The sequence below is a fragment of the Streptomyces sp. NPDC092952 genome, from assembly GCF_044754785.1.
Lineage (GTDB): Bacteria > Actinomycetota > Actinomycetes > Streptomycetales > Streptomycetaceae > Streptomyces.
This window is the reverse complement of the sequence record NZ_JBIVPT010000007.1, coordinates 56976-79651: the sequence shown is the minus strand read 5'-3', so window position 1 is coordinate 79651 and position 22676 is coordinate 56976. Positions and strand designations below refer to the sequence as shown.

Sequence of the window (22676 nt, the reverse complement as noted above, 5' to 3'; positions counted from 1 at the left end):
CCCGGTCCCGGCGCCGTTCAGTCCCGGCGCCGGGCCCAGGCGTCGGCGTACGGTGCCGGTTCCTCGGGGGCCGGGCGGGGACTGCGGGCCCCGGCGACCAGCTCGACCTCGTACCCGGCGGCGTCCTCCAGGTAGGCGGCGGTGTGCTCCTCGCCGCCCGCGTGCGGGTAGCGGTCGGCGAAGAGCGGCCGCCAGCCGTGCTCCGGGGCCCCGGCCACCAGGGCGTCGAGGGCGGCCCGGTCCCGGACGTGGAAGGCGAGGTGGTTGAGGCCGGGGCGGTGGCGGTCGTACGGGCCGGGCACCAGGTCGGGCGACCGCTCGACCACCACATAGCTCTCGCCGCGCCGCCAGCTCCGCCCGTTCTCCCAGTGCTGGTACGGGACATGGCCCAGCTCGCCGAGGAGCCAGCCCCAGCTCCGTACGGCCGCCGCCAGGTCGGGCACCCACAGCTCGATGTGGTGCACCGCGCCGCTGCCCGCACCGCCGGCCGGCAGCGGAACGGCCCGGCGGACGCCGTCCGGCCGGTACGCCACGGGGTCGCCGTCCTCGTGCCAGTGGATCAGGAAGTGCTCACCCGCCCGGTAGCCGTCGAGCCCCGCCCGGCAGTAGGCGACCATGTCGTCCGGGAGGGCGTGCAGCGGGAACCAGCCCAGCTCGGAGCACTTGTCCGGCTCACGGTTGTCCGGCGGGCGGGCGGGGTCGTACTCCGCCTCGAAGAACCAGCCGGTGCGGGGCGCGCCGCCGGGTCCCCGGTGCTGCATGACCAGGGCGACCCGCAGCTCCTCGGGCCCGAGCTCCACGCCGATCTCCTCGGCGGCCTCGCGGATCATCGCCTCGCGGACGTCCTCGCCGTCCTCGACGTGCCCGGACGGGGCGTGGAGCAGCCCGTCCGCGTACCCTGTGCCGGCGCGGCGGGCGAGCAGCACCTCGGGGCCCCGGCGCAGGATCAGATGGACGTCGACGACCTCGGTGTGCCGGTGCGGCGGCTGGGCGCGGGCCACCAGGGCGTACCGCTCGTCGTCGACCCGCCTGCCCCACAGGTGCGGGTCGTCGGAGAGCGGCTCGTGGTGGACGCGTTCGGTGCAGGACGCGAGGAGCCCGGTCAGCCGCTCGGCGGAGAGGCCGACCCCGTTCCAGACGCCTTCGATCAGGATCAGGCGGCCGCCGGGCCGCAGCAGGTCGAACCAGTGGCGCAGGGCCGCCACCGGGTCGGGCAGCAGCCACGTCACATGTCTGACCATGACCACGTCGAACCGCTGGCCGCCCACGGGCGGGCGGGCCGCGTCGCCGACGTGCACCGCGGTGTCCGTGCCGGCGAGCTTGGCCCGCGCCAGCTCGGCCATGCGCGGGGAGCGGTCGACGGCGGTGACCCGGTGGCCCTGGTCCGTGGCGAGCAGGGCCAGGCTCCCGGTCCCGCAGCCCAGGTCGAGGATGTCGGAGCGGCCGCCGGGCAGCCAGCTCTCCAGCCGCCGCGCCCAGGCGTCCCGGACCACCGGGTCGAGCAGCCCGTGGTCGGGTTCCTCGTCGAAGGAGTCGGCCGCGGAGTCCCAGTCGATGGTCGTCATGCGTCGATCGTGCCAGTCACCACCGCCTGCCGCGCCCTCCGATGCGGCGCACGCCGGTGCGGGGAAGCCCGTTCCCCCGCACCGGCGTTGCCGTCATCCGACGGCGGAGGCGCAGGTGGTGGGGGTGGCGTGCGCCGGATCGAGGGCGTTGGCGACTTCGTGGTAGGCGATCCGGTCGACGGTGCCGATCGCCACGTGCTCGGAGAGGTCGACCGGGCAGAGGTCCTGGAGCAGGATGTTGCGCACGTCGGGTCCGTCCAGGAACTGGCTGCGGTACGGGGTCACGACCTCGTCGTACCGGGTCGCGATGACGGTGTAGCGCACCCCGGGCACGGTGTCCGGGAGGGAGTTGAGCTTCTTGATGAACGGGGAGCCCGCCACCTGGTCGGCGAGACCGGGGGTGTTGGCGTTCAGCAGGTCCTCGGCGCCGGGGAAGTACGGGAGCAGCTTCGTCAGGCCGAGCAGGGTGGTGCCGTGGTTGTCGGGGGCGATCCCGACCATGGCGTTGACCTTGGCGGCGCCGCCGAGGAACTTCAGGTAGTAGTTCGGCATCATGCCGCCCTGCGAGTGGCCCACCAGGTCCGCCTTGGCCGCGCCGGTGGAGGCGAGCACCTTGTCGACGAAGACGGCGAGCTGTCCGGCCGACCTGTCGACCGGGCCGAGGCCGTTGAAGAGCGGTACGCCGGGCAGTTGTCCGTAGTCCAGCGAGAAGACGCAGTAGCCCCGGTTCACGAGATAGGGGGCGAGGACCAGCCAGTTGTCGACCGAGTTCCCGAAGGTGCCGTGGACGAGGACGACGGGGCGCGGGTGGGCCGCGGAGGGCTTGCAGGAGTAGTCGTTCCAGCCGCGCGAGGGGGCCGCGGCGGTGGGGGTGGCCGCGGCGGCAGCGGCGGTGGGGGTGGCGGCAGCGGCGACGGCGAGGAGCAGTGCGGCGAGGGTCCTTCGCGTACGTGGGGTGCGCGGCGCACGTTTCCGGGGCAGCATCGTGTGGTCTCCTTGCGGCTTTGGGGAGGTTGCGATGTCTGTACGCCCTGCGGCCCGGACCACAAGTTCTGACGCTGGTTCCGTGGTGCTTCCGAGCCAAATTACGCGCGGGTAGGGTGGCGTGGGAAGTTACGCGTCGGTAAAAAATGCGGGCCGCGCGGGGCCCGCCCGTACGACGGCCGGACCGCCCCGGGACCGGCCGCACGGGCCGTTCCGCCGACTCCGGGGGCGGTCCGGCCGCGCGTCACTCGCAGAAGATCCGCACCTTCGCCTCGGGGTCCTCGACGTCCACACTGACCTCGTCGAGCTGGTCGACGAGCTCCTCCAGATCCTTCGGCCCGAGCTCGGCGAGGTCGATCGGCACACCGGACCTGCGCAGTTCCTCGTTGGCCCGGGCGACCGCCCGCGGCGGGAGCAGGCTCGTGAGCCGGACCCCGGCGCGCAGCAGCTGGAGCGGCACCCGTATGTCGACCCGGCTCGGCCCCTCCCCGGCGGTGTCCGCCGTGTCCACCACCATCACGCGCAGATACCTGCGCCGGCCTCCCGGGCGGGAGGCGGCCTCCTGGCGCTCCCGGGGCCGGTCCCGTTCGAGGGCGTCGATCAGCCGCTCGGCCTCGTCCGCGGTGATCTTTCCGTCGGCCAGCATCCGCAGGACCTGGCGGCGTTGCTCGTCCATGACTGCCCCTTCGTTCTTCCGCGTCATCTGATACTCACCAGCAGGGCCGCGCGGCCCTGTTCGATCTCGAACCGGGTGCCGGGGAGCGCCCACAGCAGCCGCCCGGCACCGAGCAGCGCCCCGACCGGGCTCACCCGGAGGACGAGGCAGGCGACCGGCGCGGCCACCGCGGCGAGCAGCAGCAGGGGCGCCAGCAGCAGCGCCACCGGCAGGACGGGTACGTACAGCCGTCGGCGGCGGCCGTCGGAACGGCGCAGACCCACCGTCACCAGCTGCGGGATCACCGGGACCGCTCCAGCTCGTCCAGCGCCTCCTGGGCGCTGATCTCCCCGCGCTGCAGCCGGTCGACGACCTCGGCGGCACCGGTGGGCGCCGGGTCGGTGTCGACGAAGTCGAGCTGCCCGGCGATCCGGTTCAGCCGGGACTTGACCGTCGGATAGCTGACTCCGAAGATCCGCTCCATCTCCTTGATCGAGCCGTGCGCCCGGACGAACGCGGCGACGAACACCTGGTCGTCGACGCCGAGCCGGGCCAACTGGGGCGGCTCGAAGTCCCCCTCGATCGCGACGCCGTTGTCGGCGAGACGGACCCGCTCGACCACGAACGGCCGACCCTGCGTCAGGTCCGTCAGCTCCTGCCAGTCCATCCCGGCTCCCTCACTCCTCCGCACCACGCCGACCACTCATTCATACCTTGAGTTTTCTTATGAGACAACGACAATAACTTGATTTTATGAATTCCACGCTGAATTTCTTCACCTGTGGAGGGGTGTCGCACGGCCTGCGGGCGGATCCGTCCGCGGCCGCCCCGCACCCGGACCGACGGGGCGCTCAGCCGTTCGGCCCCGCCCCGCCTGCACGAACGGACGGCACCCCCCAGCGTGGGGACATGACGTTCGCTGACGAGGTGAAGAACGCCGTCACACCGCGGGCCGCGCTGCTCGTCATCGGTGTGCTCGCGCTGCAACTGCTGTTCATCGCGTCCTACGTCGGCGCCCTGCACCGCCCGACCCCGACGGACGTGCCGTTCGGTGTCGTCGCCCCCCGGCAGATGTCCGCCCGGCTCGTCACAGAACTGAAGGACCTCCCCGGCGGCCCGCTCGATCCCCGCGAGGTCTCCGACGCGGCCGAGGCGCGGGCACGCATCCTCGACCGCGAGATCGACGGCGCCCTGATCGTCGACCCCCGGTCCACCACCGACACCGTGCTGGTCGCCTCCGGCGGCGGCGCCTCGCTGTCGGCCGCCCTGACGAGGATCCTCACCGAGGTCGACCAGAGCCGACAGCGCACCGTGCGGTCCGTGGACGTGGCCCCGGCCTCCCCGCAGGACGCCGGCGGGATCTCGTCGTTCTACCTGGTGGTGGGGTGGTGCGTCGGCGGCTACCTCTGCGCCTCGATCCTGGCGATCAGCGCGGGTGCCAAACCCGCCAACCGGCGGCGCGCGGTGATCCGCACGGGCGTGATGGCGCTCTACGCCGTCCTGGGCGGAATCGGGGGCGCGATCATCGTCGGGCCGGTCCTCGGCGCCCTGCCCGGAAGCTTCTGGGGACTGTCCGGGCTGGGCGCGCTGACCGTCTTCGCCGTCGGCATGATCACCCTCGCCCTCCAGGCCCTCACCGGCATCGTCGGCATCGGCCTGGCCGTCCTGATCGTGGTGATCGCGGGCAACCCGAGCGCCGGCGGCGCCTACCCGCTGCCGATGGTCCCGGACTTCTGGCGGGCGATCGGCCCCGCGCTGCCACCCGGGGCGGGCACCTGGGTCGCCCGCTCGATCGCCTACTTCCGGGGCAACGCGGTCACCGGCCCGCTGCTGGTGCTGTCCGCGTGGGCGGTGGTGGGCACGGCCGTCACCCTGCTGACCGCCATCCGCCGCACCCCGGAGGAACTCAGCGGCGCACGACCGCCGTTCGGCTCGACGGTCGACTGAACCCGGCCGGCCCGCCCGGGACGGCCCCCGGCCCCGCCCCGGGGAGAAAGGGGCTGGCGAACGGGGTGGCCGGAAGCTACGCTGCCCCGCGATGACTACTCACTTCCTCAGCGGATTGGGGGCTCCTACCACACAAGGTGTGTGCTGATGCGCACTCCTGACGTGGAAACGGATCCCCGACTGTCCTTCTGGCGGCGCGTGCGCGAGTTCGCCGTTCCGCCCTCCATGATCGAGACCGCGACCGCCCGCCGCCGCGCCGGTGACTGGGCGGGGGCCTGCGCCGCCGCGGGTATCGACATCGACCTCACCCCGCGCGCCGTGGCACGCGTCCACGGCCGGGAGTTCGCCGCCCGGCTCCGGGACGACCTCCGCCATCTCGCGCCCGACCTGCTCCGCTGGCATCTGCCCAGAATCGCTCCACGCGGACTGCTGCGCCCGGGACTCACCCTCTCCCTGGCCCGGTACGCCACCGGGGGCCCCGGGCCGGTGCGCCCGGTCCATCTGGTGGTCCGGACCCCGCCCGCCTGGGCGGACGCCGGCCAGCGGATCTCCCTCGCGCTGTGGGACTCCGCCGCCCCCGGTACGGACGCCCGCCGCCACCCGCACCACCGCCCGAACCCCCGGTTCCGGCTCGACCTGCACCGCCATCTGTGGGACGCGCGCCGGGCCGGTGAGCTGCGGGCCCGCTCCGGCACCGACGGGACCGAAGCGGTACCGGACCGCGTGCGGGCGGTGGTTCCGGACGAGCTGCACTGCGCGACCGGCCGGTGGGCGGCCGAGGCGGAGATCCTGCTCCGGGCCGGGGGCCGGTCCGCCGGTACGGTCGCCGTGCGGCTCGGGGCACGGCAGCGGCTGCTCCTGGAGCTGGTCGCGGAACGGGACGGCACCGGGCCGCCCGTACCGCGGATCGCCTCCGCCGCCCCGGACCCGGGTGGCGGCACCGGCCGTACGCCGCCGGTGCTGCCCGACGCGGCGACCTGGGTGCTGCCCGACCTCGATCTGCTCCGTACCGGTGCGATCGAGGCCGACCGGCTGCATCCGCTGGTCCTCGCCGCCCTGGTGCCGGGGCGCCCCGCGGCCCCGCCCGCCCGGCCCCCGGACCCGCCCGGGGGGCCGCGCACCGTGGAGTGCCGGGGCGCCCTGCACCGGATCGGGCTGGTCGACGGGGTGCTCTCCCCGCTCGACCACGAACCGGTCGAGCTCCGCCGGGAGGAGCTGCTGGTCGCGCTGACCGGCACCCCGCTCCCCTGCCTCCGCGCCATCGACGAGGCCCACCGCCGGCCCGACTGCCTCCCCGGAGTACGCGAACGCCTGGACCACGGCGACATCACCGGTGCGCTGGCCGTCGTCGAGGGGCTGCTGGGCCCCGGCGCGGTACTGCGCGGCGGCGAGCTGCGGGACGAGCTGGAGGCGGCCGCGCGGCGGCGGATCACGTACGGGCTGTACCGGGCGGGCCTCGCCGACGGCCCCGACCGTGCCCCGTACCACCGCCCCGGCCGCCGTCGCCCGCGCCGCACGACAGCGAACTGACCCCGGCCCCTCCGGCACCACGGCTCCCCGCCGACCCGAAGACCACACACGCGTCACAGACCCCAAAGGTGATCAGCCATGTCCGCACACCCTTCCGTCGCCCCGCCCCGCGCCCCCTCCGGCCCCGCCTCCGGACCGGGCCGCGGCTCCCAGCTCGACATCGCCCGCGCGCTGACGGCCCTGCTCCGCGACACCACCACCGAGCCCCGCCCCGACGACCAGCTGGAGGCGCTGACCCTGGCCGTCGCCGCCGACCTGCCCGTCCTCCTGTGGGGCGAGCCCGGCATCGGCAAGACCGCCGCCCTCACCCAGCTCGCCGAGTCCCTGGACCTCCCGCTGACCACCGTCGTCGCCAGCGTCCACGAACCGTCCGACTTCTCGGGGCTGCCGGTCATCGGCGAGGACCCCGCCGAACAGGGCGTCCCGATGGCCCCGCCGGACTGGGCGGTGCGCCTGGTACGGGCGGGCCGGGGGCTGCTCTTCCTGGACGAACTGTCCACCGCCCCGCCCGCCGTCCAGGCCGCCCTGCTCCGGCTGGTGCTGGAGCGGAGGGTCGGCGCCCTGCGGCTGCCGCCGGGCGTACGGATCGTCGCCGCCGCCAATCCGCGGTCCTCGGCGGCCGACGGCTGGGAGCTGAGCCCGCCGCTGGCCAACCGCTTCGTCCACCTCCAGTGGACCCACGACCACGAGGTCGTGGTGCGCGGTCTCGGCGGCATCTGGCCCCGGGCGGTCTTCCCCCGGCTCGATCCCGAACGGCTACCGCAGGCGGTGGACTTCGCGCGGCGCGCGGTGTGCGGGCTGCTCGCCGCCCGCCCGACGCTCGTGCACCGGCTGCCCAGCGGCGAGACCCGGCGGGGCGGGCCCTGGCCGTCGCCCCGCAGCTGGGACATGACGCTGGCCCTGATCGCGTTCGCCACCGCCGCCGGCTCCTCCCGGGACGTGCTCTCCCTCCTGGTCCGGGGCACCGTGGGGGACGGCCCCGGGCTGGAACTCCTGGCGAGCCTGGACCGGATGGACCTGCCCGACCCCGAGGCGGTGCTCTCCGACCCGGCCAACGCCGTCCTGCCCGAACGCGGCGATCTGCGCCAGGCCGTGCTCGACGGTGTGGTGGCGGCGGTCCGCAACCGCCCGGAGCAGTCCCGCTGGGACGCGGCGTGGGCGCTCCTGGTCCGGGCGCTGGAGACCGGCGCCCCGGACGTGGTGGTCGTCCCCGCGACCACGCTCGCCTCACTGCGCCAGGAGGACTGGGACGTACCGGCCGCGATCGAGCGGCTCGCCGGGGTGGTGTCGCTGTCCCGGCGGGCGGACCGGGCCGCGTCCCGCACCGCGGACCGGGAGGCCGCCGGCGCGAAGGCCGGCCGGTGACCCCCGCCCCGCCCGGTCCGCTGAACCTCGACAAGCTCTTCGCCGCCCGGCTCCAGGCCGTCCGGGCCCGGCCCTATCTCGCGACGGCCCTGTTCGCCCTGCACGTGGTGGAGGACCGGCGGGTGCCGACGATGGCCGTCGACCGGTACTGGCGGGTCTACGTCTCGCCCGGGTTCGTGGACCGGACCCCGGTGGAGGAACTGGCCGGCGTCTGGGTCCACGAGGTGGCACACCTGCTCCGCGACCACCACGGACGCGGCGACCGGATCGCCCGGCTCCACGGGCTGACCGGCCCCGCGGAACGGCTGCGGATGAACATCGCCGCCGACTGCGAGATCAACGACGACGTGTACGGCGACGGGCTGCTCGCGCCGGAGGACGCCGTCGATCCGGGCTTCCTGGGACTCCCCGAGGGCCTGCTCATGGAGGAGTACATCCGCAGGTTCCGGCTCGGGCCGCACACCGCGGGCCTGGCCTGGCTTGACTGCGGCAGCGGTGCGGACGGGCTGGGGCGGGAGTGGGACCTGGGGCCGGACGGGGCGCACGGGCTCAGCGAACAGGAGCGGGACGCGGTGCGGTTCCGGGTGGCACAGGGCATCACCGGCCGCCCCGGAAACACGCCGAAGAGCTGGCAGCGGTGGGCCGAGGAGGCGTTCCACCCGCCGCAGCCGTGGCGGGAGCTGCTGGGCGCGGCGGTCCGCTCGGCGGTCTCCGGTTCGGGCGCGGGCGAGGACTACACGTACGGCCGGCCGTCCCGGCGTTCGGCCGGGGTGCCCGGTGCGGTACTGCCGAGCCTGCGGCGCCGACCGCCCCGGATCACGGTGATCGTCGACACGTCCGGCTCGGTCAGCGACGGCGAACTGGGCAGCGCGCTCCTGGAGATCACCGCGATCTGCCGTGCGGTCGGCGGCCGTCGCGACCTGGTCACGGTCCTGTCGTGCGACGCCGCCGTCGGGGTCGCGCACCCGCTGTGCCAGGCAGCCGGGATCCCGCTGGTCGGCGGCGGGGGCACGGATCTGCGCAGGGGGTTCGCCAGGGCCCTGCGGATGCGGCCGGGGCCCGACGTCGTCGTGGTCCTGACCGACGGCCAGACACCGTGGCCGGACGCCCGGCCCTCGTGCCGGACGGTGGTGGGCCTGTTCCCCCGGAGCTGGGACGAGGACGATCCGCGGGGCCGCGCCCCGAACACCCCGCCCGCGTGGGCGCGCACGGTCGTCATCGGTTCGGCCGCCCCGGCCCGGTGACACCCGGCCCGGGTGCGGCCGGTCCGACCGGCCCGGATACTGTCCGCTCGTTCGATTCGATCCCCCTGGTCAGGGGGTGCCCAGGGGAGGATGTCATGAACGGTGCGGGCAGGGCCGGGGACGGTTGGAGACCGACCGCCGAGGAGGGCGGGGAACTCGCGGGGCGCTGGTGGCGGTGGGCCCTGTCGGCGCCCGACGACCGCAGCCCGGTCGCGGACACGACGGGCGAGCACGCCGCCTGGAAGCAGCCGGACGACCTCTGGTTCCTGGCCGGCACGTACGGCGGCCGGGTGGTCCGGCGGTGCGCGATCCCCTCGGACCGGCCGGCCTTCTTCCCCGTTCTCAACCGGCAGCACGCCCTCCTGTACTCCCGGGTGCCGCTGTCCCTGTCGGTGGTGGAGGCCACCGCCTCGCTCAACGGCGTCCCGCTACCGCTCCACGAGTTCTCCGCGCCGTTCCGCGCGGGACTGCTCAAGCGTCACGCATGGGGTGTGTGGGGCGGTTTCGCCCCGCTGACACCCGGCGAGTACGTGCTGGAGATCAAGGCCAGGGCCACGAGCGGCTTCTGGGTCGACACCACCTACCACCTGGAGTCGAGAGCCGTCTGACCGTCGCCCGGCGCCGCGCTCCCCCTTTACCGCTTCAGCTCCCCGCCTGTCCATGGTTTCCCAACACCCGTCCCCGGTAAGTGCTCTGATGAGCCATCATCGAATCGGGCAGGAAAGTCGGGCACGCCTGTGCCCGCACCATGCGGAGGAGGCGTCAAGTGCGTAGTCGGGTGCGCGCGGCGGACGGGCGGCATCTGGTGGTGGAACGGCTCGGGGACCCGCGGGGCAGACCGGTCTTCCTGATGCACGGAATGCCGGGCAGCCGTCTCGGGCCGGCTCCGCGCGGCATGGTCCTCTACCAGCGCAAGACCCAGCTCATCACCTACGACCGGCCGGGGTACGGCGACTCCGACCGGCTGCCGGGCCGCTGTGTCGCCGACGCCGTCCAGGACGTCCGGGCCATCGCGGACCACCTCGGGCTGGAACGATTCGCCGTGGTGGGCCGGTCCGGCGGCGCCCCGCACGCCCTGGCCTGCGCGGCGCTGATGCCCGAGCGGGTGACGAGGGCCGCCGCGCTGGTCGGGCTGGCGCCGCGCGGCGCCGACGGGCTCGACTGGTTCGAGGGGATGGCCGCCTCCAACGTCCTGGCCTACTCCACCGCGTCCGCCGACCCGGACGGACTCGCGGAATCGTTCATCTCACGGTCCGCGGTGATCCGGAAGAACCCGGTCCGGCTCATCGACGACCTGCGCCAGGAACTGACCGATTCCGACCGGATGGTGGTGAACGACGCGGGCGTCCGCACCATGCTGCTGCGCAACTACCGTGAGGGGCTGCGCACATCCGCCTGGGGCTGGATCGACGACGCGCTCGCGTTCAGCAACCCCTGGGGGTTCGACCCGGCGGACATCCCGGGACCGGTGCTGCTGTGGCACGGCGAGAAGGACGTGTTCTCTCCGGTGGGCCACTCGCGCTGGCTGGCCGAACGCATCCCGAACTCCACCGTGGTGGTGGAGCCCACCGCCGCGCACTTCGACGCGCTGCACGCCCTGCCCAGGATCCTGAACTGGCTGCTGGAGCCCACCGCCTGCTGAGCTGCGGCAGGAAGGGAAGAAGAGAACAGGGAAAGGGGGCGTCCGGCCCACGGCCGGGCGCCCCCTTCTCTCACACCTGCATCGGCTCCAGCTCACGCTCGAACCGGTCGTCGTCCCGGGCGATCCTGGTCATCGGGTGGTCGTCGCCGAGCTGACGGGCCAGCTCCTCGACGGTCTCGGAGCGCACCCGGATGGCCTCGTCCTTGCGTCCCATCGCGTCGAGCGTGACCGCCATGTTCGACGTCATGGCCAGGGTCTCCGGGTGGTGCGCTCCCAGGACCCTCCGGAGCTGCCCGGCCACCTTCTCCTCGGTCTCCAGGACCAGTTCGAGGTCGCCCCGCTCCGCCGTCGCGTTCGCCAGGTTCATCACACAGAGCAGGGTGTTGGGGTGCTCCGGCCCGTACACCTCCCGCATCGAGGCCACCACCCGGGTCAGGACCCGTACCGCCTCGTCCGAGGCACCGATCCCCGACTGGTAGACGCCGAGGTTGTTCAGGGCCGCCAGGGTGTACGGGTGCTTCTCCCCCGGCACGACCACGTACTGGTCGACGACCTCCTGAGCGGCGTCCCTGGCCTCGACCGTCTCACCGGCCGCGTACAGGTCGGCCGCCAGGTTGAGATCGCAGGCCAGCGACTCCGGGTTGGCGGCGGTGTACTTGGCGCGGTACCTGGCGCGGGTGGCCACCGTGAGCCTGCGGGCGTCCTCGAATCTGCCCGCCCGGCGCAGCGAGACCGCGAGGCTCTTGGCCGCGCTCAGGGTGCCCGGGAAGGCCCGGCCGAGCGTGGCCTTGTAGCTGTCGTACGTACGGCTGAGGAGGTTGACCGAATCCTCGTACCGGCCGACGTCCCGCAGGTCACGGGCGAGGTTCATCGCCGAGGAGAGGCTGTAGGGGTGCTCCGCGCCGAGTACCTCGACCCGCTTGTCGAAGACGTCCTGGTCGATCTCCCTGGCCCGCGCGTACTGTCCGACGGACCGCAGGGTGAACGCCAGGTTGTTGGAGGCCGCCAGGGTCCTGGGGTGCTTGTCGTGGAAGATCTGGTTGAACCCGTCGGTGGCCTCGGTCGCCAGCTCGATCGCCCTGACGTAGTCCCCGAGCACACCGAGGTCGGTCGCCAGGCTGCTGACGCTCATGTACGTGTGCGGGTGCTCCGGGCCCAGGACCTCCTGTTGGATCGCCAGGGTGACCTCGTCGAGCTCCTTGGCCTCCACATAGCGGCCGCGCGAGCGGTAGACGTTGGCGAGGTGGAAGCAGAGGTAGAGGTACTGGATGTCCCGCTCGCCCAGCGTCTCCCGCCAGATCTCACGCAGCTCCTCGCCGAGCGTGGTGGCGGTCCGGAAGTCGCCGCGCTTCCAGAGGTAGCGGATGCGGTCGATCAGCAGCCTGCGGGCCTCGGGCTCCTTGCAGTTGCGCGCGTCGGACGGGCCGAGGTGCGGCCAGATCGTGGCGAACTGCTGCCAGGTGTTCGGGTTGTCGACCGGCTCGTCGTCGTCGGGCCGGGCCCCTGCGAGGATGCGGTGCACGGCGTGCCGGGCTTCCCGCTGCTCCTGCTGGGTGAGCTGGGCCCGGATGACGGCCTGGACGAGCCGGTGCACCTGGATGGAGTTGGAGACCTGGTCGACCTTGGCGAGGGCGAACCGGCCGATCTCCCGGATGACCCGGCCCAGCACCAGCTTCTCCTGGAGCGAGGCGTCGTACGGCTTCAGCGCCTCGATCATCTCCTTGCTGTACAGCAGATTCCCGGAGATGGGCTCGGGGGCGAAGAAGGCGCAGAGCTGGAGCAGCCGCACCGCGGCCGGCGACCGCTCCTTGAGCCGTTCGATGGAGATGTTCCAGGTCGCCGCGACCGGCAGCGGGTAACCGGTCGGCTGGTTGAGCGCGAGGACCTCGGGTGCCTGCTGCGCCAACTGCTCCAGATAGGCGTCGATCGGGGTGGCGGTCTCCGCGATCCAGGCCGCCGCCTGTTCGACGGCGAGCGGAAGGTCGCCCACCGCCGTGGCGACCTGGGCCGCGTCCTCCACGGTCAGTCCCGGGGCCCGGCGCTGGAGGTGCTCGATGGACTCCTCCCGCAAGAAGACGTCGACGGGCAGCGCGTCACCGTGCTGGGACCAGGCCTGGTTGCGCGAGGTGACCAGGATGTGTCCGGATCCGCCCTGCGGGAAGTAGCGCCGCAGCCGTTCCGGGTCGTCGGCGTTGTCGAAGACCAGCAGCCAGCGGTCCGACGGCACCCCGCGCCGCAGCAGGTCGACCGCCTCCGCGGAGGACGCCGCCATGTCGTCGCCGCCCTGGGCGCCCAGCCGGACCGCCAACTCGGCCAGCGAGGCCACCACGTCGTCGGTCTGCTCGGAAGATATCCACCAGACCAGGTCGTAGTCGGCCATGAAGCGGTGCACGTACTCCAGGGCCACCTGGGTCTTTCCGACGCCCCCGAGTCCGTACAGGGTCTGCGGCTGCGGCAGCACGACGGCCATGCCGCCGCCGAGCTGGTCGCGCATCCGCTCCAGGACCAGGGAGCGGCCGGTGAAGCCGGGGTTGCGCGGCGGGGCGTTCCAGATCCTGGGGACGGTGCCGGGGAAGCGCGGGCCCGGCGACACCGCGTCGGTCAGCTGGACCGGCCGGTCCAGGGCGCGCAGCAGCGCGGCGGTGGCGTGCACCTCGTCGAGCCGGAAGAGGTCGACGGGGTTGCGGTCGATGTAGTTCGCGGACAGCCGTACGTCACCGACCCTGATCGGCAGCAGATGGCGCCGGCCGCCCCCCGGGTCCTCGGCGACGGCCCGGTCCCAGACGCCCACCGCGCGCTGGGACTTGAGGTAGGCGGAGGAGAGCAGCACGACCGTGCGGGCGGCGTTCTCCCCGGCCGGGGCGGACTCCTCGCTCCGCTCGGCGGACACGTCGCGCGGGACGACGCGGAACCCGGCGCGGGTGAGCACGGACTCGATCCAGTCGGCCCACATCCGGTTCTCCGCCACATAGCTGAGGAAGAGGTCGGCGGGGAGCGCGGGCCGTCGCCGGGTGAAGGCGTCCCGGATCCGCAGCCGGGCCTCCTCGCCGACCGGCGGCATCGCGGTGACCTGCTGGTCGGTGATGACGGAGGTGAGCCGCTCGAAGGCGGAGAGCAGGGAGTTGGTGAGGCCGGCCTCGTCGCCGAAGGTGGCGAGGGTCTCCTCGTAGGCGTAGTAGGGGCGGTACGGAATCTCCACCGCGCCCCAGTAGGCGGTGAGTTCGTCCCCGGACAGGTTGCGCGGCAGGCGGTCGAACTTCAGCCGGGCCAGCGCCCGTCCGGCGTCCGCCTTCTCCTTCTCTCCCTCGTCGATGCGCATCGGGACGGGGTAGATCGAGATGGGGCGGCCGGTGTAGCGCTCGGAGATCTGCCGGGCCACGGAGGCGGCACCGTCGATGGACTGGTCGCTGAGCGTGAAGCAGTCGACGAGGATGTCGGGGAGGTGGACGGTGCAGATGTCGGCGATGTCGCTGAGACCGGTCCGGCTGTCGATGAGGACGTAGTCGTAGTTGGCCTTCATGTCGTCGCGGAGCGCGTCGAAGAAGTGGCCGCCGCCGAGCCGGTCGTAGAAGTTGTCCCAGTCGAAGGTGGAGACGGTCGCGGAGTACTCGCGGTTCTGCCGCCCGGCGGAGACGAAGTCGAGCGTGCCGCCCTGCGGGAACTCCCAGCCGAGCGCCTCGGGGGTGAGCGAGACGGCGTGCGGCTGGATACGCGCGTAGTCGCGGTGCCAGTCGTCGGCGCGCTGGACCGGGCTGGTCGCGGCCCAGGCGTACTCGGTGATCAGGTCGATGACACCGGTGGTGGCACCGAGGGTGGACGGGTCGAGGAACGGGTGGAAGAAGCGGTGGAGCCCCGGCGCCTCCAGGTCCCAGTCGACGGCCAGCACCCGTTTTCCGTTGGCGGCGAGTATCCAGGCAGTGTTGGCCAGGGCCATGGTGCGCCCCGTGCCGCCCTTGTACGAGTAGAAAGTGACGATGCGCCCGTCACGACCGGCCGTCATCCGTGTCCTCCGCATCCGTCGCAGGATCGTGTGTCTCGGGGATGTAGTTCGTCTGCGCCATCGGCCCCATCAGCCGAATCCGTTCGGTGTGCGCGCCACCGCCGCTCGCGGGCGGATAGGCGGTCGCGTGCCGCAGATACTGCTGGGCCGCCACTTCGACGACCTGCGGCAGGATCTGCCCGAACGCCTCCATGCTCGGCACGCCCTTGGCCGCGGAGCGGCAGAAGGCCCGCCCCTGGCTCATCTTGATCGGCATGGTCTCTTCGAGTTTCGCGGTCAGCTCGGCCTCCGCCGCCATGCTCTGGGGGTCCTCGCGGCTCCACGGCACGACCATCGTCACCCAGGGGCGGTCCTCGGCGTCGAAGGCGGCGAGGCGCCTGCGACGGTCCTCGTCCTGGAGGGCCCAGCGGTCGACGAGCAGGATCTCCGGCCTGCTCGGCGGCTGCTTGACCTCGCCGTGTCCGGCCTCCTCGTCGAAGGACGAGATGGTCGGCTGGTAGTTCAGGGAACGCACCAGGTCCTCCGCGACGTAGGCCAACGGGCGGGCCGAGGAGGGGTGGTAGGGGTTCCAGTCCTGCGGGTTGTCGCCGTAGTAGTCGGCACTGCGGCCCGGGGGCAGGTCGTGCCGGGTGGGCGCGGCGACGGTGACCTGCATGGGGCGGGGGCCGCCGGGTGTGCTGTTGCGCGGGCCGAAGGCGCTGGGGGCGAGCCGGTAGTCGACGGGGCGCCCGGTGCCGATCCGCATCGTTCCGGCGACGTTGACGATGCGCTTGGCGAGTTCGTAGACCGCGCGCTCGTACTCCTGGGCGAACAGCTTCAGCTTGATGAGGCCGTAGAGCCCGTCGCTGGCGTAACGGTCCCCGAAGTCACGGTGGTTGAACTGGAGCCGTTCGGCGGGCACCGGGAGCTGGCTCGGCGGGACGGGCACCCAGAGCGCCGGGACGATCGCCTCGGCCGGCTGGTTGGAGCGGGCTCGGTAGTGGATGGCGCGCTGCGCGAAGGCGTACCACTCCTTGCCGCACATCTCACTGGCGAAATAGCGCGGCGAGAACAGCGGAACGAACACCCGGCAGGTGGCGAGCACCTCACCGAGCCGTTCCGACCAGCCCTCGCCGGAGCGTATCTCGCGGTCTATGAACCCCGCGGGCGCGCCCGCGGGCAGATCCGTCATGGCCAGCACGTGGTCACAGAGATCCTTGAAGAGACGCTCGACCCACATGTCCGGGTCCGTTCCGCTGCCGTACCCCGGCGTATGGGCGTAACTCAAGAAGAAGTACGGCCGATGGTCCGCCGCTCGCTGCTGCGTCATCGCGTGAACACGACCCCCGTCCTGTGTGAGCACCCGCATCCGTGAAGTGAATCGAATGCGAGCGAATTCATCATTCCGGAGCGGACCTTGCTCCACCCCCATGGCGTTCGGTCATTCAACGCCGGTTTTCAGTCATAGGTTCCCGCGGTGCGTCGACACTCGTCTTGATCGAATTCGGTCTGGGACCGTTCTTCCCAGTTGTCCCACGCGCCCCCACATCCTCGTTCGAACCGGAATTCGAGACTCAGACTTCTTTTCGCATCAGATCCAGCAATCGTTTTCCACTGACGGTGAGCTCGGCCCCACCTTCCAGCGTGTCGAGAGCCTGTGCCACACCCTCCAGGCAACGTGGCTCGAATGCGCCCAACACCATCCGCTCATAGGTGTCGGCCAGCAACCGGGAAAACGGAACTGTTTCTTCCTGCCAAGGAATCCGATGTTCCCAGGAGCCGTCCGCCGCGTAAAGATCCGTGACGTCGGCGAGGGCCCGCAATTCGGCCCGCCGGAAACCCCGGAGCAGCGCGAACGCCAGTTCCTCGGCGCCTCCGTCCACCGCGACCCCGAGGGCCCCGTACCCGTGCCGCCCGACGGCGGGCTCGGAGGGGGCGAGGCCGGTGAGCGGGGTGAGGGTGGTGAGGCTCCGGACCATCTCCGCGGCCCGCGCGGGCGCCTTCGCCTCGATCAGCACCCAGGCCTCACCGAGCCGGAACACCAGATCCGCGGCGGCCCGGTCTCCGAGGGGCGCGGCAACCGGGGCGGGGAAGCAGTCGCGGTACGGGTCGAGGTCGTCGAGCGCCAGCTCGAAGACCGGGCCGGGCACACCACCCGGCATCGCGAACCGGCGCACCGGCCGCCAGCCGGGGGCGGCCGTCCGGGGCCGGGTGACCCGCCGCTCCGCCGGAGCGGAACCGCGCCCGCCCCACCGGACCAGGAAGCCGTCCTCGACGGCGCGCACCTGCGCCGTCCCGCGCTCCCCCGCGCCCTCGATCCGCAACTCGCCGAGCCCGGGCAGCACCAGTCGGCCGTCCGCGTGACCGACGTCCACGGGGAGGTCGAGACCGGCCCGGACCGCGGCGACCGCGAGGTACCCCGGAAGCCGCCGCGCGACGGACACGTCCCCCTGCTGGAGCCGCTCCAGCGCATGGAGCAGCCAGGTGCGGGTGTACGGATGGGCCAGCACCCCGTCGAGACCGCGGGCCCCCTCGTCGGACGTCTCGATCGCGGCGGCCAGCTCCCAGGCCCGCGCCCACGGCTCGCCGCCGCGCCCTTCCAGGTCGGCGTTGAGCCGGGCCAGCAGCATGCGGGTGAGGTCCCGCTGGGAGCCTGGCAGTTCCTGCCGCTCGGTCACCTCGGGGGCGATCAGGGAGGCAGCCGTCCGCGCCTCGATGCCGCGCACCAGGGCCATCAGGTCGGCGCAGTACACGGACGGGTTGTCGAAGGGGCCCGACGGGCCGGTGGAGCGGTACCGGTGGGTGTAGAGGCCGCCGCCGCAGGAGCGGACGACGGGGCACCGCCGGCAGGCCTCGCCGACCCCGGCGAGCCCGAGCTGCCGGGCCCGTACGCCCGGGTGGGACGCGACCTCGTCGAGGGTGTGGGTGAAGACGTCGAAACCGGTGGCCGCGGCGCCCTCGTAGGCGCTCTTCAGCGAGTCGACCTGTTCGAGCTGGCCGTCGGTCTCGACGACGACGAGATCGGTGGGGGCGAGCCCCAGGGACTCGGTGAGGCTGGGACCGCCGCTCAGCGTGGACAGCACCGAGGAGAACATCCGCACCGGTACCGGACGCCCCCGCTCCTGCCAGCGGTCGAAGACCGCGAGGAGCCAGTCGGCGTAGGCGGTGGGCGCGCCTTCCGGGCGCGGCGGCGGATCGTCCCAGGTGGCGTGCGGGAGCAGGAAGTCGATGAGCGGTGGTTCGAGCTCGGCCAGGGCGTCGAAGACCGCGTGGGGGTCGTTCTCGATGTCGACGGTGCACAGGAGCCCGAGGTAGAGATGGCGGTACCGCTCCTGCCGGAGCAGTTCCACGGCCCTGAGGACCAGCGGGTGGCTGCTGCGCCCGTCGGCGAAGCGGCGGTGCCGGTCGTTGGCGGCCTTGTCTCCGTCGAGGGAGATGCCGACCCTGACGCCGAATTCGTCGAAGAGGTCGAGATACCGGGGACTGAGCTGGAGCCCGTTGGTATGGATGCGGAGATCGAGTTCCGCGACGCCGTCGAGGGCGGAGGTCAGAGCTTCGCAGACCTGCCGCAGCCGGGCGGGCCCCGCCAGTAGGGGCTCCCCTCCGTGCAGGATCACTGACACGGAGGGCAGTGCATGTGCCTTGGCATGCTCGGCCAGACGCTGAGCAGTCCGGAAGATAACGTCTTCAGAGCTTGCTTTGGGTCGGGTTCGCCAACTCTGATCCGCATGTTCATAGACATAGCAATGATCGCAGGCAAGGTCGCACCTGCTGTGCACTTTGAGCACGAATTCACGGAAGGGGACCAGGGGTCCTGTCATTCCTTCAGTGTAGCCAGTGGGCAGTGCGATTCAGAGCGCGGAGCTGAAGGTTGACGCCTGAGAGTGGCGACCGGCCGAGGTGGCGAACACCCGGTCGAGCTTCCTGGTGGCTTCCGCGGTACCGAGGTCGATCCTGGAGAGCGGCACCGTGCTCTTCTTCGCAACAGCGAAGGGGACAGAGGATTCGGAGGTCTTCATGGTTGTCCTTGGAGGGGAGTGTTCCGACTCGATGGAAAGCAGCCGGAACACTTACAGCCACAGTGCCCGGCAGCATGACTGTACTACCCCTGACCAGCTTGGTCACTTCGACCAACTGCCTGTCACACGACTGGATTACAGCCCTATTACCGCAGCCAGACGGAGCAACGCCCCAGGTGCAGGAAATGGCCACAGTACGGGCGGGACGGGCGGCGTCATTCGAACGGAACAGCCCTGTCGGTCCACATCCCCTTCATGCAGTCCGTGATCCGTTCGTGAGTGTCGCCCGCGACATCCGTGACCCTGGCGCGCACGTAGAGCGACTCGACCCTCTGGGCGAAGCCTTCGGAGAAGGCCCCCACCAGCACCGTCTCGTGAGCGCCCACGCCTCCCATCAGGGGGAATCCCGCACCGAACTCGATGAGTCTGAAGTCCGTCCCCGCGGCGAATCCGGCGGCGGACAGCTCCGCCGCGGCACCGGAGACGCTGCTCCACGGTGCGTCGGGGACGTCCTCCTCACCCCTCATGACCACCCTGATGTTCCACGATTCGATCACCGCCGTGTACTGACCACCGTTGAGTATCCCGACACGCCACGCCGGCGCCCCGTCTGCCAGCATTCCCTTTGCCCAGACGCCCCTCCAGCCCAAATGCGGCCGGACAGTGCGGGCGTACTGCGCCCTCGCGAGCACGACCCCCAGCGAGACCGCCAGCAGACTGCCCAGCACCTCCATGCCCATCAGATGCAGCCGCCACGGCCACTGCGCCTGGTCCCCGGGCGCCATGTTCGCCCGCACCGACTCCCAGATCAGCACCACGGTCAACACCGCGAGAAGGACAAGTGGAGCGGTGAACAGCAAGGCGCTCCGCCGCACCCTCACCTGTGCACCGGACACCGGACTCTCGCTCCTGCCAGCACCCTCAGCCATCCGCCGGTCCCCCCGTACACCGATCGCGATGAGGACCTAAGCGGCAACCATCGCCAAGACAAGGACAGTTGAACCACACTGCCACAGCAACCCGGCCCGCACGAGGGCCCTTTCCGGACCGAAAAGCGCCGTCGACAGCACCGGGCCGTTGCCGCGTACGGCACCTCGCCTCTACGCTCTTGCCGCCATCCGGATCACCGATCGAGCCTGCCGACAACCGCGAACGGGAGTGAACATGACGGCGCTTCCCGGGCCGCTCCAGAGCATGGTCTTCAGGAACGCCGACCTTCCGGCGCTCTTCCACCACACGGACGAGATCGCCGTCGCCCGGCAGCGGGAGGCCGTGAACACCACCCGCTTCCAGCTGATCCTACTGGTCGCAGGGGCCGTTCCGGCAGCCCTTCCCTGGCACTTCGCCGTGGCTGACACGTTTCAACTCACTGATTCCGTCAGCGTGTTGGCGTATCTGGGTGTCTTGATATCGACGTACCTCTCGGCCCGGCGCAAGGCGAAGTCGCACTGGCAGCTCAACCGGTCGGCCGCGGAGTTCATCAAGTCGATGTGCTGGCGCTACTCGGTGCACGGCTCCCCGTTCGACACCGGCACCCATCACCCGGAGGCGGTGTTCGCCAACCGGCTGGAGGAGGGGCTCCAGGAGCTCCGCAAGGTGGGATGGGCCGACCCCCGGGACCTGACGGCCGATTCGGGCGGGCTGATCACCGACTCGATGCGCGAACTGCGGGAGAAGGCGTTCACCGTACGCAAGGAGACGTATGTGCGGGACCGGCTGATCGAGCAGCGGAACTGGTACCGCAGGCGGCAGGAGGTGTCCCGGCGGGCCACGCTGGTCTGGTCGACGACGATCGCCATCCTGACCGCGCTGGCCCTGGTGTTCGCGGTGCTGAGGACGTTCTCCGCCGCCCAGTCCTTCGCCCTGACGGGCGCGCTCTCGGCGGCGGCGGCCGCCTGCCTCGCCTGGAGCGAGATGCGCCGCCACCACCCGCTGATCTCGGCGCACTCCCTGGTGGAGGAGGACCTGGAGGCCATGCAGGTGGCGATGGAGACGACCTTGACGGAGCGTCAGTGGCCGGGGGCGGTCTTCGAGACCGAGCGGATCGTCTCCCCGCAGCACACCGACTGGCTGGCCCGCCACCAGATGTGACGGCGGGCCGGGTCCGGCCCGCCGGCCGGACCGTCAGTCGCGCTCGACGCCCTCGCGCCAGATGATCGTGACCGGACGGCCCAGGCTCCGGGCGTACGTCACGATGTCGCCCGTGCCGCCGAGGCCGCGGGCCGGGCGGCCGTCCCAGACCGCCAGGAGGCGGTCGCAGTGGTCGGCGATGTAGGCGCCCGCCGCGTAGTACGCCTCGTCGGTGGAGTGCGGGTAGCCGAGGCGCACCTCGCGGGCGGCCCGGCCCTTGAGGGCCCGGTAGCGGGCGAGCTCGGCCGCGTCCTCGAAGCAGGACTCGTAGTCGCCGCTCGGGATGACCACGGTGAGGTCCGCGCCACGGGCCAGGGCCAGATCGGCGAAGAGCTGATCGGCCCCCACCGCGAGGCTGGAGAGCGCCTCCAGGGACCCCTCCAGACCGCAGAGCGCCGCTCTCAGGCCCGCGAGCACATGGGCCCGGGCCTCTTCCGGGATGGTGCGATGACCGGTCACTCCGATGCGATTCACGGACCCGAACCCCCTGAGGTGTCTGCCGGGGGCCCGGAGGACGTCTCCGGACGGCGACCGCCCGCCCCCGTTGCTCCAGCGTGACCGACCTGCCCCACATCATGCCAAATGCCGCGGGGCGAGCGGGAGCCCCCGCCCGGCATTCGGACGGGGGCTCCGCGTGTGGTCGGCCGCCTGTTCGACGGAGTGGAACCGGAGGTACCGGAGCGTCAGTAGATGCTGACGCCGTAGGCGCTCAGCGCCTCGGTGACCGGCTGGAAGTACGTGGTTCCGCCCGAGGTGCAGTTGCCGCTGCCGCCCGAGGTGAGGCCGATCGCGTTGGAACCGGAGTAGAGCGGGCCGCCGGAGTCGCCGGGCTCCGCGCAGACATTGGTCTTGATCATGCCGTAGACGATGTCGCCGTTGCCGTAGTTGACCGTGGCGTTGAGGCCCGTGACCGAGCCGCTGTGGGTGCCGGTGGTCGAGCCGCGGCGGGTGACCGACATGCCGACCGTGGCGTTGGCCGCGCCGGTGATGTCGACGCTGCCGACGGTGCCCTCGTGGGAGACCGCGGAGTTGTCGTACCGGACCAGGCCGTAGTCGTTGGTCGGGAAGCTGGAGCCGACCGTCGGGCCGATGCTGGTCGAGCCCGACGAGTTGGTGTACCAGGGCGGGTTGCCGTCGGTGCAGTGACCGGCGGTCAGGAAGTAGTAGGTGCTGCCGCTGCGGACGTTGAAGCCGAGGGAGCAGCGCCAGCTGGGGGCGTAGATCGCGTCGCCGCCGGAGATCAGCTTTCTGATCTTGCCGGACGTGCGCTCGATCTTCAGGGCGCCCGCGTTGGCTCCGGCGATCTCCTTGATCCGCGCGATGTCGGCCTTGGAGACCGTGCTGTCGGCGGTGACCACGAGCTTCTTGGTCGCCGGGTCGACGCTCCAGGCGGTGCCCGCCACGTCGGCGCCGAGCACGGCGTCGCTCGCGGCGGAGAGCTGCTGGGCGCTGAAGGTGGTGGGGGAATCGGCCTGGGCGCTGGGGACGGCCAGGGCGGCGACGGCGACGAGGCCCGCCGCGATGGCGACGGCCCTGGTGCGTCCGGCGGTGGATCCGAGGGGGGCGGTGCGCTTGATCCTCACTTTTCATCCTCCCGAGGGGAAGTCGGGGGTCCG

General features: G+C 72.0%; 19 protein-coding genes. 7 read left to right on the top strand and 12 right to left on the bottom strand.

Features of this window, described 5'->3' with window-relative positions:
* Positions 1 to 17: 17 nt before the first annotated feature.
* From ACIQGQ_RS18800 to ACIQGQ_RS18780, 5 genes are all read right to left on the bottom strand, one after another.
* Positions 18 to 1565 carry a trifunctional class I SAM-dependent methyltransferase/NUDIX hydrolase/VOC family protein gene (locus ACIQGQ_RS18800; RefSeq protein WP_402397103.1) on the bottom strand — a complete coding sequence of 516 codons (1548 nt, stop codon included), beginning with the start codon at positions 1563 to 1565 and terminating at the stop codon, positions 18 to 20.
* 93 nt (positions 1566 to 1658) lie between these two features.
* Positions 1659 to 2549 (bottom strand): esterase/lipase family protein, encoded by an 891-nt coding sequence (locus ACIQGQ_RS18795; RefSeq protein ID WP_402397101.1) that lies wholly within the window; start codon positions 2547 to 2549, stop codon positions 1659 to 1661.
* A gap of 244 nt (positions 2550 to 2793) precedes the next feature.
* Complete coding sequence (locus ACIQGQ_RS18790) at positions 2794 to 3225, bottom strand: SHOCT-like domain-containing protein (protein ID WP_402397098.1); 432 nt, start codon at positions 3223 to 3225, stop codon at positions 2794 to 2796.
* Positions 3226 to 3248: 23 nt separating this feature from the next.
* Complete coding sequence (locus tag ACIQGQ_RS18785) at positions 3249 to 3509, bottom strand: hypothetical protein (RefSeq protein WP_402397096.1); 261 nt, start codon at positions 3507 to 3509, stop codon at positions 3249 to 3251.
* A complete protein-coding gene (locus ACIQGQ_RS18780; protein ID WP_402397093.1) occupies positions 3506 to 3871 on the bottom strand; it encodes a DUF2089 domain-containing protein in 366 nt (121 codons plus the stop codon). The genes ACIQGQ_RS18785 and ACIQGQ_RS18780 overlap by 4 nt, the downstream gene beginning before the upstream one ends.
* A 242-nt stretch (positions 3872 to 4113) precedes the next feature.
* Here ACIQGQ_RS18780 and ACIQGQ_RS18775 point away from each other — a divergent pair, with 242 nt between their 5' ends.
* From ACIQGQ_RS18775 to ACIQGQ_RS18750, 6 genes are all read left to right on the top strand, one after another.
* Positions 4114 to 5151, top strand: a complete 1038-nt coding sequence (locus ACIQGQ_RS18775) for a DUF3533 domain-containing protein (protein ID WP_402397090.1) — start codon at positions 4114 to 4116, stop codon at positions 5149 to 5151.
* A gap of 147 nt (positions 5152 to 5298) precedes the next feature.
* Positions 5299 to 6681: a hypothetical protein gene (locus ACIQGQ_RS18770; protein WP_402397087.1), complete on the top strand. Its 1383-nt coding sequence runs from the start codon at positions 5299 to 5301 to the stop codon at positions 6679 to 6681.
* Positions 6682 to 6759: 78 nt separating this feature from the next.
* Positions 6760 to 8046 carry an AAA family ATPase gene (locus tag ACIQGQ_RS18765; RefSeq protein ID WP_402397085.1) on the top strand — a complete coding sequence of 429 codons (1287 nt, stop codon included), beginning with the start codon at positions 6760 to 6762 and terminating at the stop codon, positions 8044 to 8046.
* Entirely contained in the window at positions 8043 to 9290 is a 1248-nt protein-coding gene (locus ACIQGQ_RS18760) for a VWA-like domain-containing protein (RefSeq protein ID WP_402397082.1), read from the top strand. Before ACIQGQ_RS18765 ends, ACIQGQ_RS18760 begins: the two co-directional genes overlap by 4 nt.
* A gap of 95 nt (positions 9291 to 9385) precedes the next feature.
* On the top strand, positions 9386 to 9898 hold the full coding sequence (locus ACIQGQ_RS18755; RefSeq protein WP_402397079.1) for a hypothetical protein: 513 nt from the start codon (positions 9386 to 9388) through the stop codon (positions 9896 to 9898).
* Positions 9899 to 10056: 158 nt separating this feature from the next.
* Positions 10057 to 10932, top strand: coding sequence for an alpha/beta fold hydrolase (locus ACIQGQ_RS18750; RefSeq protein ID WP_402397076.1), 876 nt, complete (start codon positions 10057 to 10059; stop codon positions 10930 to 10932).
* Between the two features lie 70 nt (positions 10933 to 11002).
* On the opposite strand, the gene fxsT is transcribed toward ACIQGQ_RS18750, so the two are convergent.
* From fxsT to ACIQGQ_RS18725, 5 genes are all read right to left on the bottom strand, one after another.
* Positions 11003 to 14932, bottom strand: a complete 3930-nt coding sequence (gene fxsT, locus ACIQGQ_RS18745) for an FxSxx-COOH system tetratricopeptide repeat protein (RefSeq protein ID WP_402397073.1) — start codon at positions 14930 to 14932, stop codon at positions 11003 to 11005.
* Positions 14916 to 16241: an FxsC protein gene (fsxC, locus tag ACIQGQ_RS18740; RefSeq protein WP_402397070.1), complete on the bottom strand. Its 1326-nt coding sequence runs from the start codon at positions 16239 to 16241 to the stop codon at positions 14916 to 14918. The genes fxsT and fsxC overlap by 17 nt, the downstream gene beginning before the upstream one ends.
* A 244-nt stretch (positions 16242 to 16485) precedes the next feature.
* Positions 16486 to 18732: a radical SAM/SPASM protein FxsBH, inactivated beta-hydroxylase extension form gene (fxsBH, locus tag ACIQGQ_RS18735; RefSeq protein ID WP_402397067.1), complete on the bottom strand. Its 2247-nt coding sequence runs from the start codon at positions 18730 to 18732 to the stop codon at positions 16486 to 16488.
* A gap of 30 nt (positions 18733 to 18762) precedes the next feature.
* A complete protein-coding gene (locus ACIQGQ_RS18730; RefSeq protein WP_402397064.1) occupies positions 18763 to 18930 on the bottom strand; it encodes an FXSXX-COOH protein in 168 nt (55 codons plus the stop codon).
* A gap of 215 nt (positions 18931 to 19145) precedes the next feature.
* Positions 19146 to 19859, bottom strand: coding sequence for a hypothetical protein (locus ACIQGQ_RS18725; protein WP_402397061.1), 714 nt, complete (start codon positions 19857 to 19859; stop codon positions 19146 to 19148).
* Between the two features lie 235 nt (positions 19860 to 20094).
* Between ACIQGQ_RS18725 and ACIQGQ_RS18720 the strand changes: the two genes are divergently transcribed.
* A complete protein-coding gene (locus tag ACIQGQ_RS18720; protein ID WP_402397058.1) occupies positions 20095 to 21021 on the top strand; it encodes a DUF4231 domain-containing protein in 927 nt (308 codons plus the stop codon).
* Positions 21022 to 21054: 33 nt separating this feature from the next.
* Here the strand turns inward: ACIQGQ_RS18720 and ACIQGQ_RS18715 are convergent, their stop codons facing one another.
* Both ACIQGQ_RS18715 and ACIQGQ_RS18710 read right to left on the bottom strand, forming a co-directional pair.
* Complete coding sequence (locus tag ACIQGQ_RS18715) at positions 21055 to 21534, bottom strand: hypothetical protein (RefSeq protein WP_402397055.1); 480 nt, start codon at positions 21532 to 21534, stop codon at positions 21055 to 21057.
* A 209-nt stretch (positions 21535 to 21743) separates the two neighbouring features.
* Positions 21744 to 22643, bottom strand: a complete 900-nt coding sequence (locus ACIQGQ_RS18710; RefSeq protein WP_402397052.1) for a S1 family peptidase — start codon at positions 22641 to 22643, stop codon at positions 21744 to 21746.
* Positions 22644 to 22676: the final 33 nt, after the last annotated feature.

Coding starts and splice junctions, on each gene's coding strand:
- ACIQGQ_RS18800 (WP_402397103.1), bottom strand. CDS start 1,565: ATGACGACCATCGACTGGGACTCCGCGGCCGACTCCTTCGACGAGGAA.
- ACIQGQ_RS18795 (WP_402397101.1), bottom strand. CDS start 2,549: ATGCTGCCCCGGAAACGTGCGCCGCGCACCCCACGTACGCGAAGGACC.
- ACIQGQ_RS18790 (WP_402397098.1), bottom strand. CDS start 3,225: ATGGACGAGCAACGCCGCCAGGTCCTGCGGATGCTGGCCGACGGAAAG.
- ACIQGQ_RS18780 (WP_402397093.1), bottom strand. CDS start 3,871: ATGGACTGGCAGGAGCTGACGGACCTGACGCAGGGTCGGCCGTTCGTG.
- ACIQGQ_RS18775 (WP_402397090.1), top strand. CDS start 4,114: ATGACGTTCGCTGACGAGGTGAAGAACGCCGTCACACCGCGGGCCGCG.
- ACIQGQ_RS18770 (WP_402397087.1), top strand. CDS start 5,299: ATGCGCACTCCTGACGTGGAAACGGATCCCCGACTGTCCTTCTGGCGG.
- ACIQGQ_RS18765 (WP_402397085.1), top strand. CDS start 6,760: ATGTCCGCACACCCTTCCGTCGCCCCGCCCCGCGCCCCCTCCGGCCCC.
- ACIQGQ_RS18755 (WP_402397079.1), top strand. CDS start 9,386: ATGAACGGTGCGGGCAGGGCCGGGGACGGTTGGAGACCGACCGCCGAG.
- fxsT (WP_402397073.1), bottom strand. CDS start 14,932: ATGACGGCCGGTCGTGACGGGCGCATCGTCACTTTCTACTCGTACAAG.
- fsxC (WP_402397070.1), bottom strand. CDS start 16,241: ATGACGCAGCAGCGAGCGGCGGACCATCGGCCGTACTTCTTCTTGAGT.
- fxsBH (WP_402397067.1), bottom strand. CDS start 18,732: ATGACAGGACCCCTGGTCCCCTTCCGTGAATTCGTGCTCAAAGTGCAC.
- ACIQGQ_RS18730 (WP_402397064.1), bottom strand. CDS start 18,930: ATGAAGACCTCCGAATCCTCTGTCCCCTTCGCTGTTGCGAAGAAGAGC.
- ACIQGQ_RS18725 (WP_402397061.1), bottom strand. CDS start 19,859: ATGGCTGAGGGTGCTGGCAGGAGCGAGAGTCCGGTGTCCGGTGCACAG.
- ACIQGQ_RS18720 (WP_402397058.1), top strand. CDS start 20,095: ATGACGGCGCTTCCCGGGCCGCTCCAGAGCATGGTCTTCAGGAACGCC.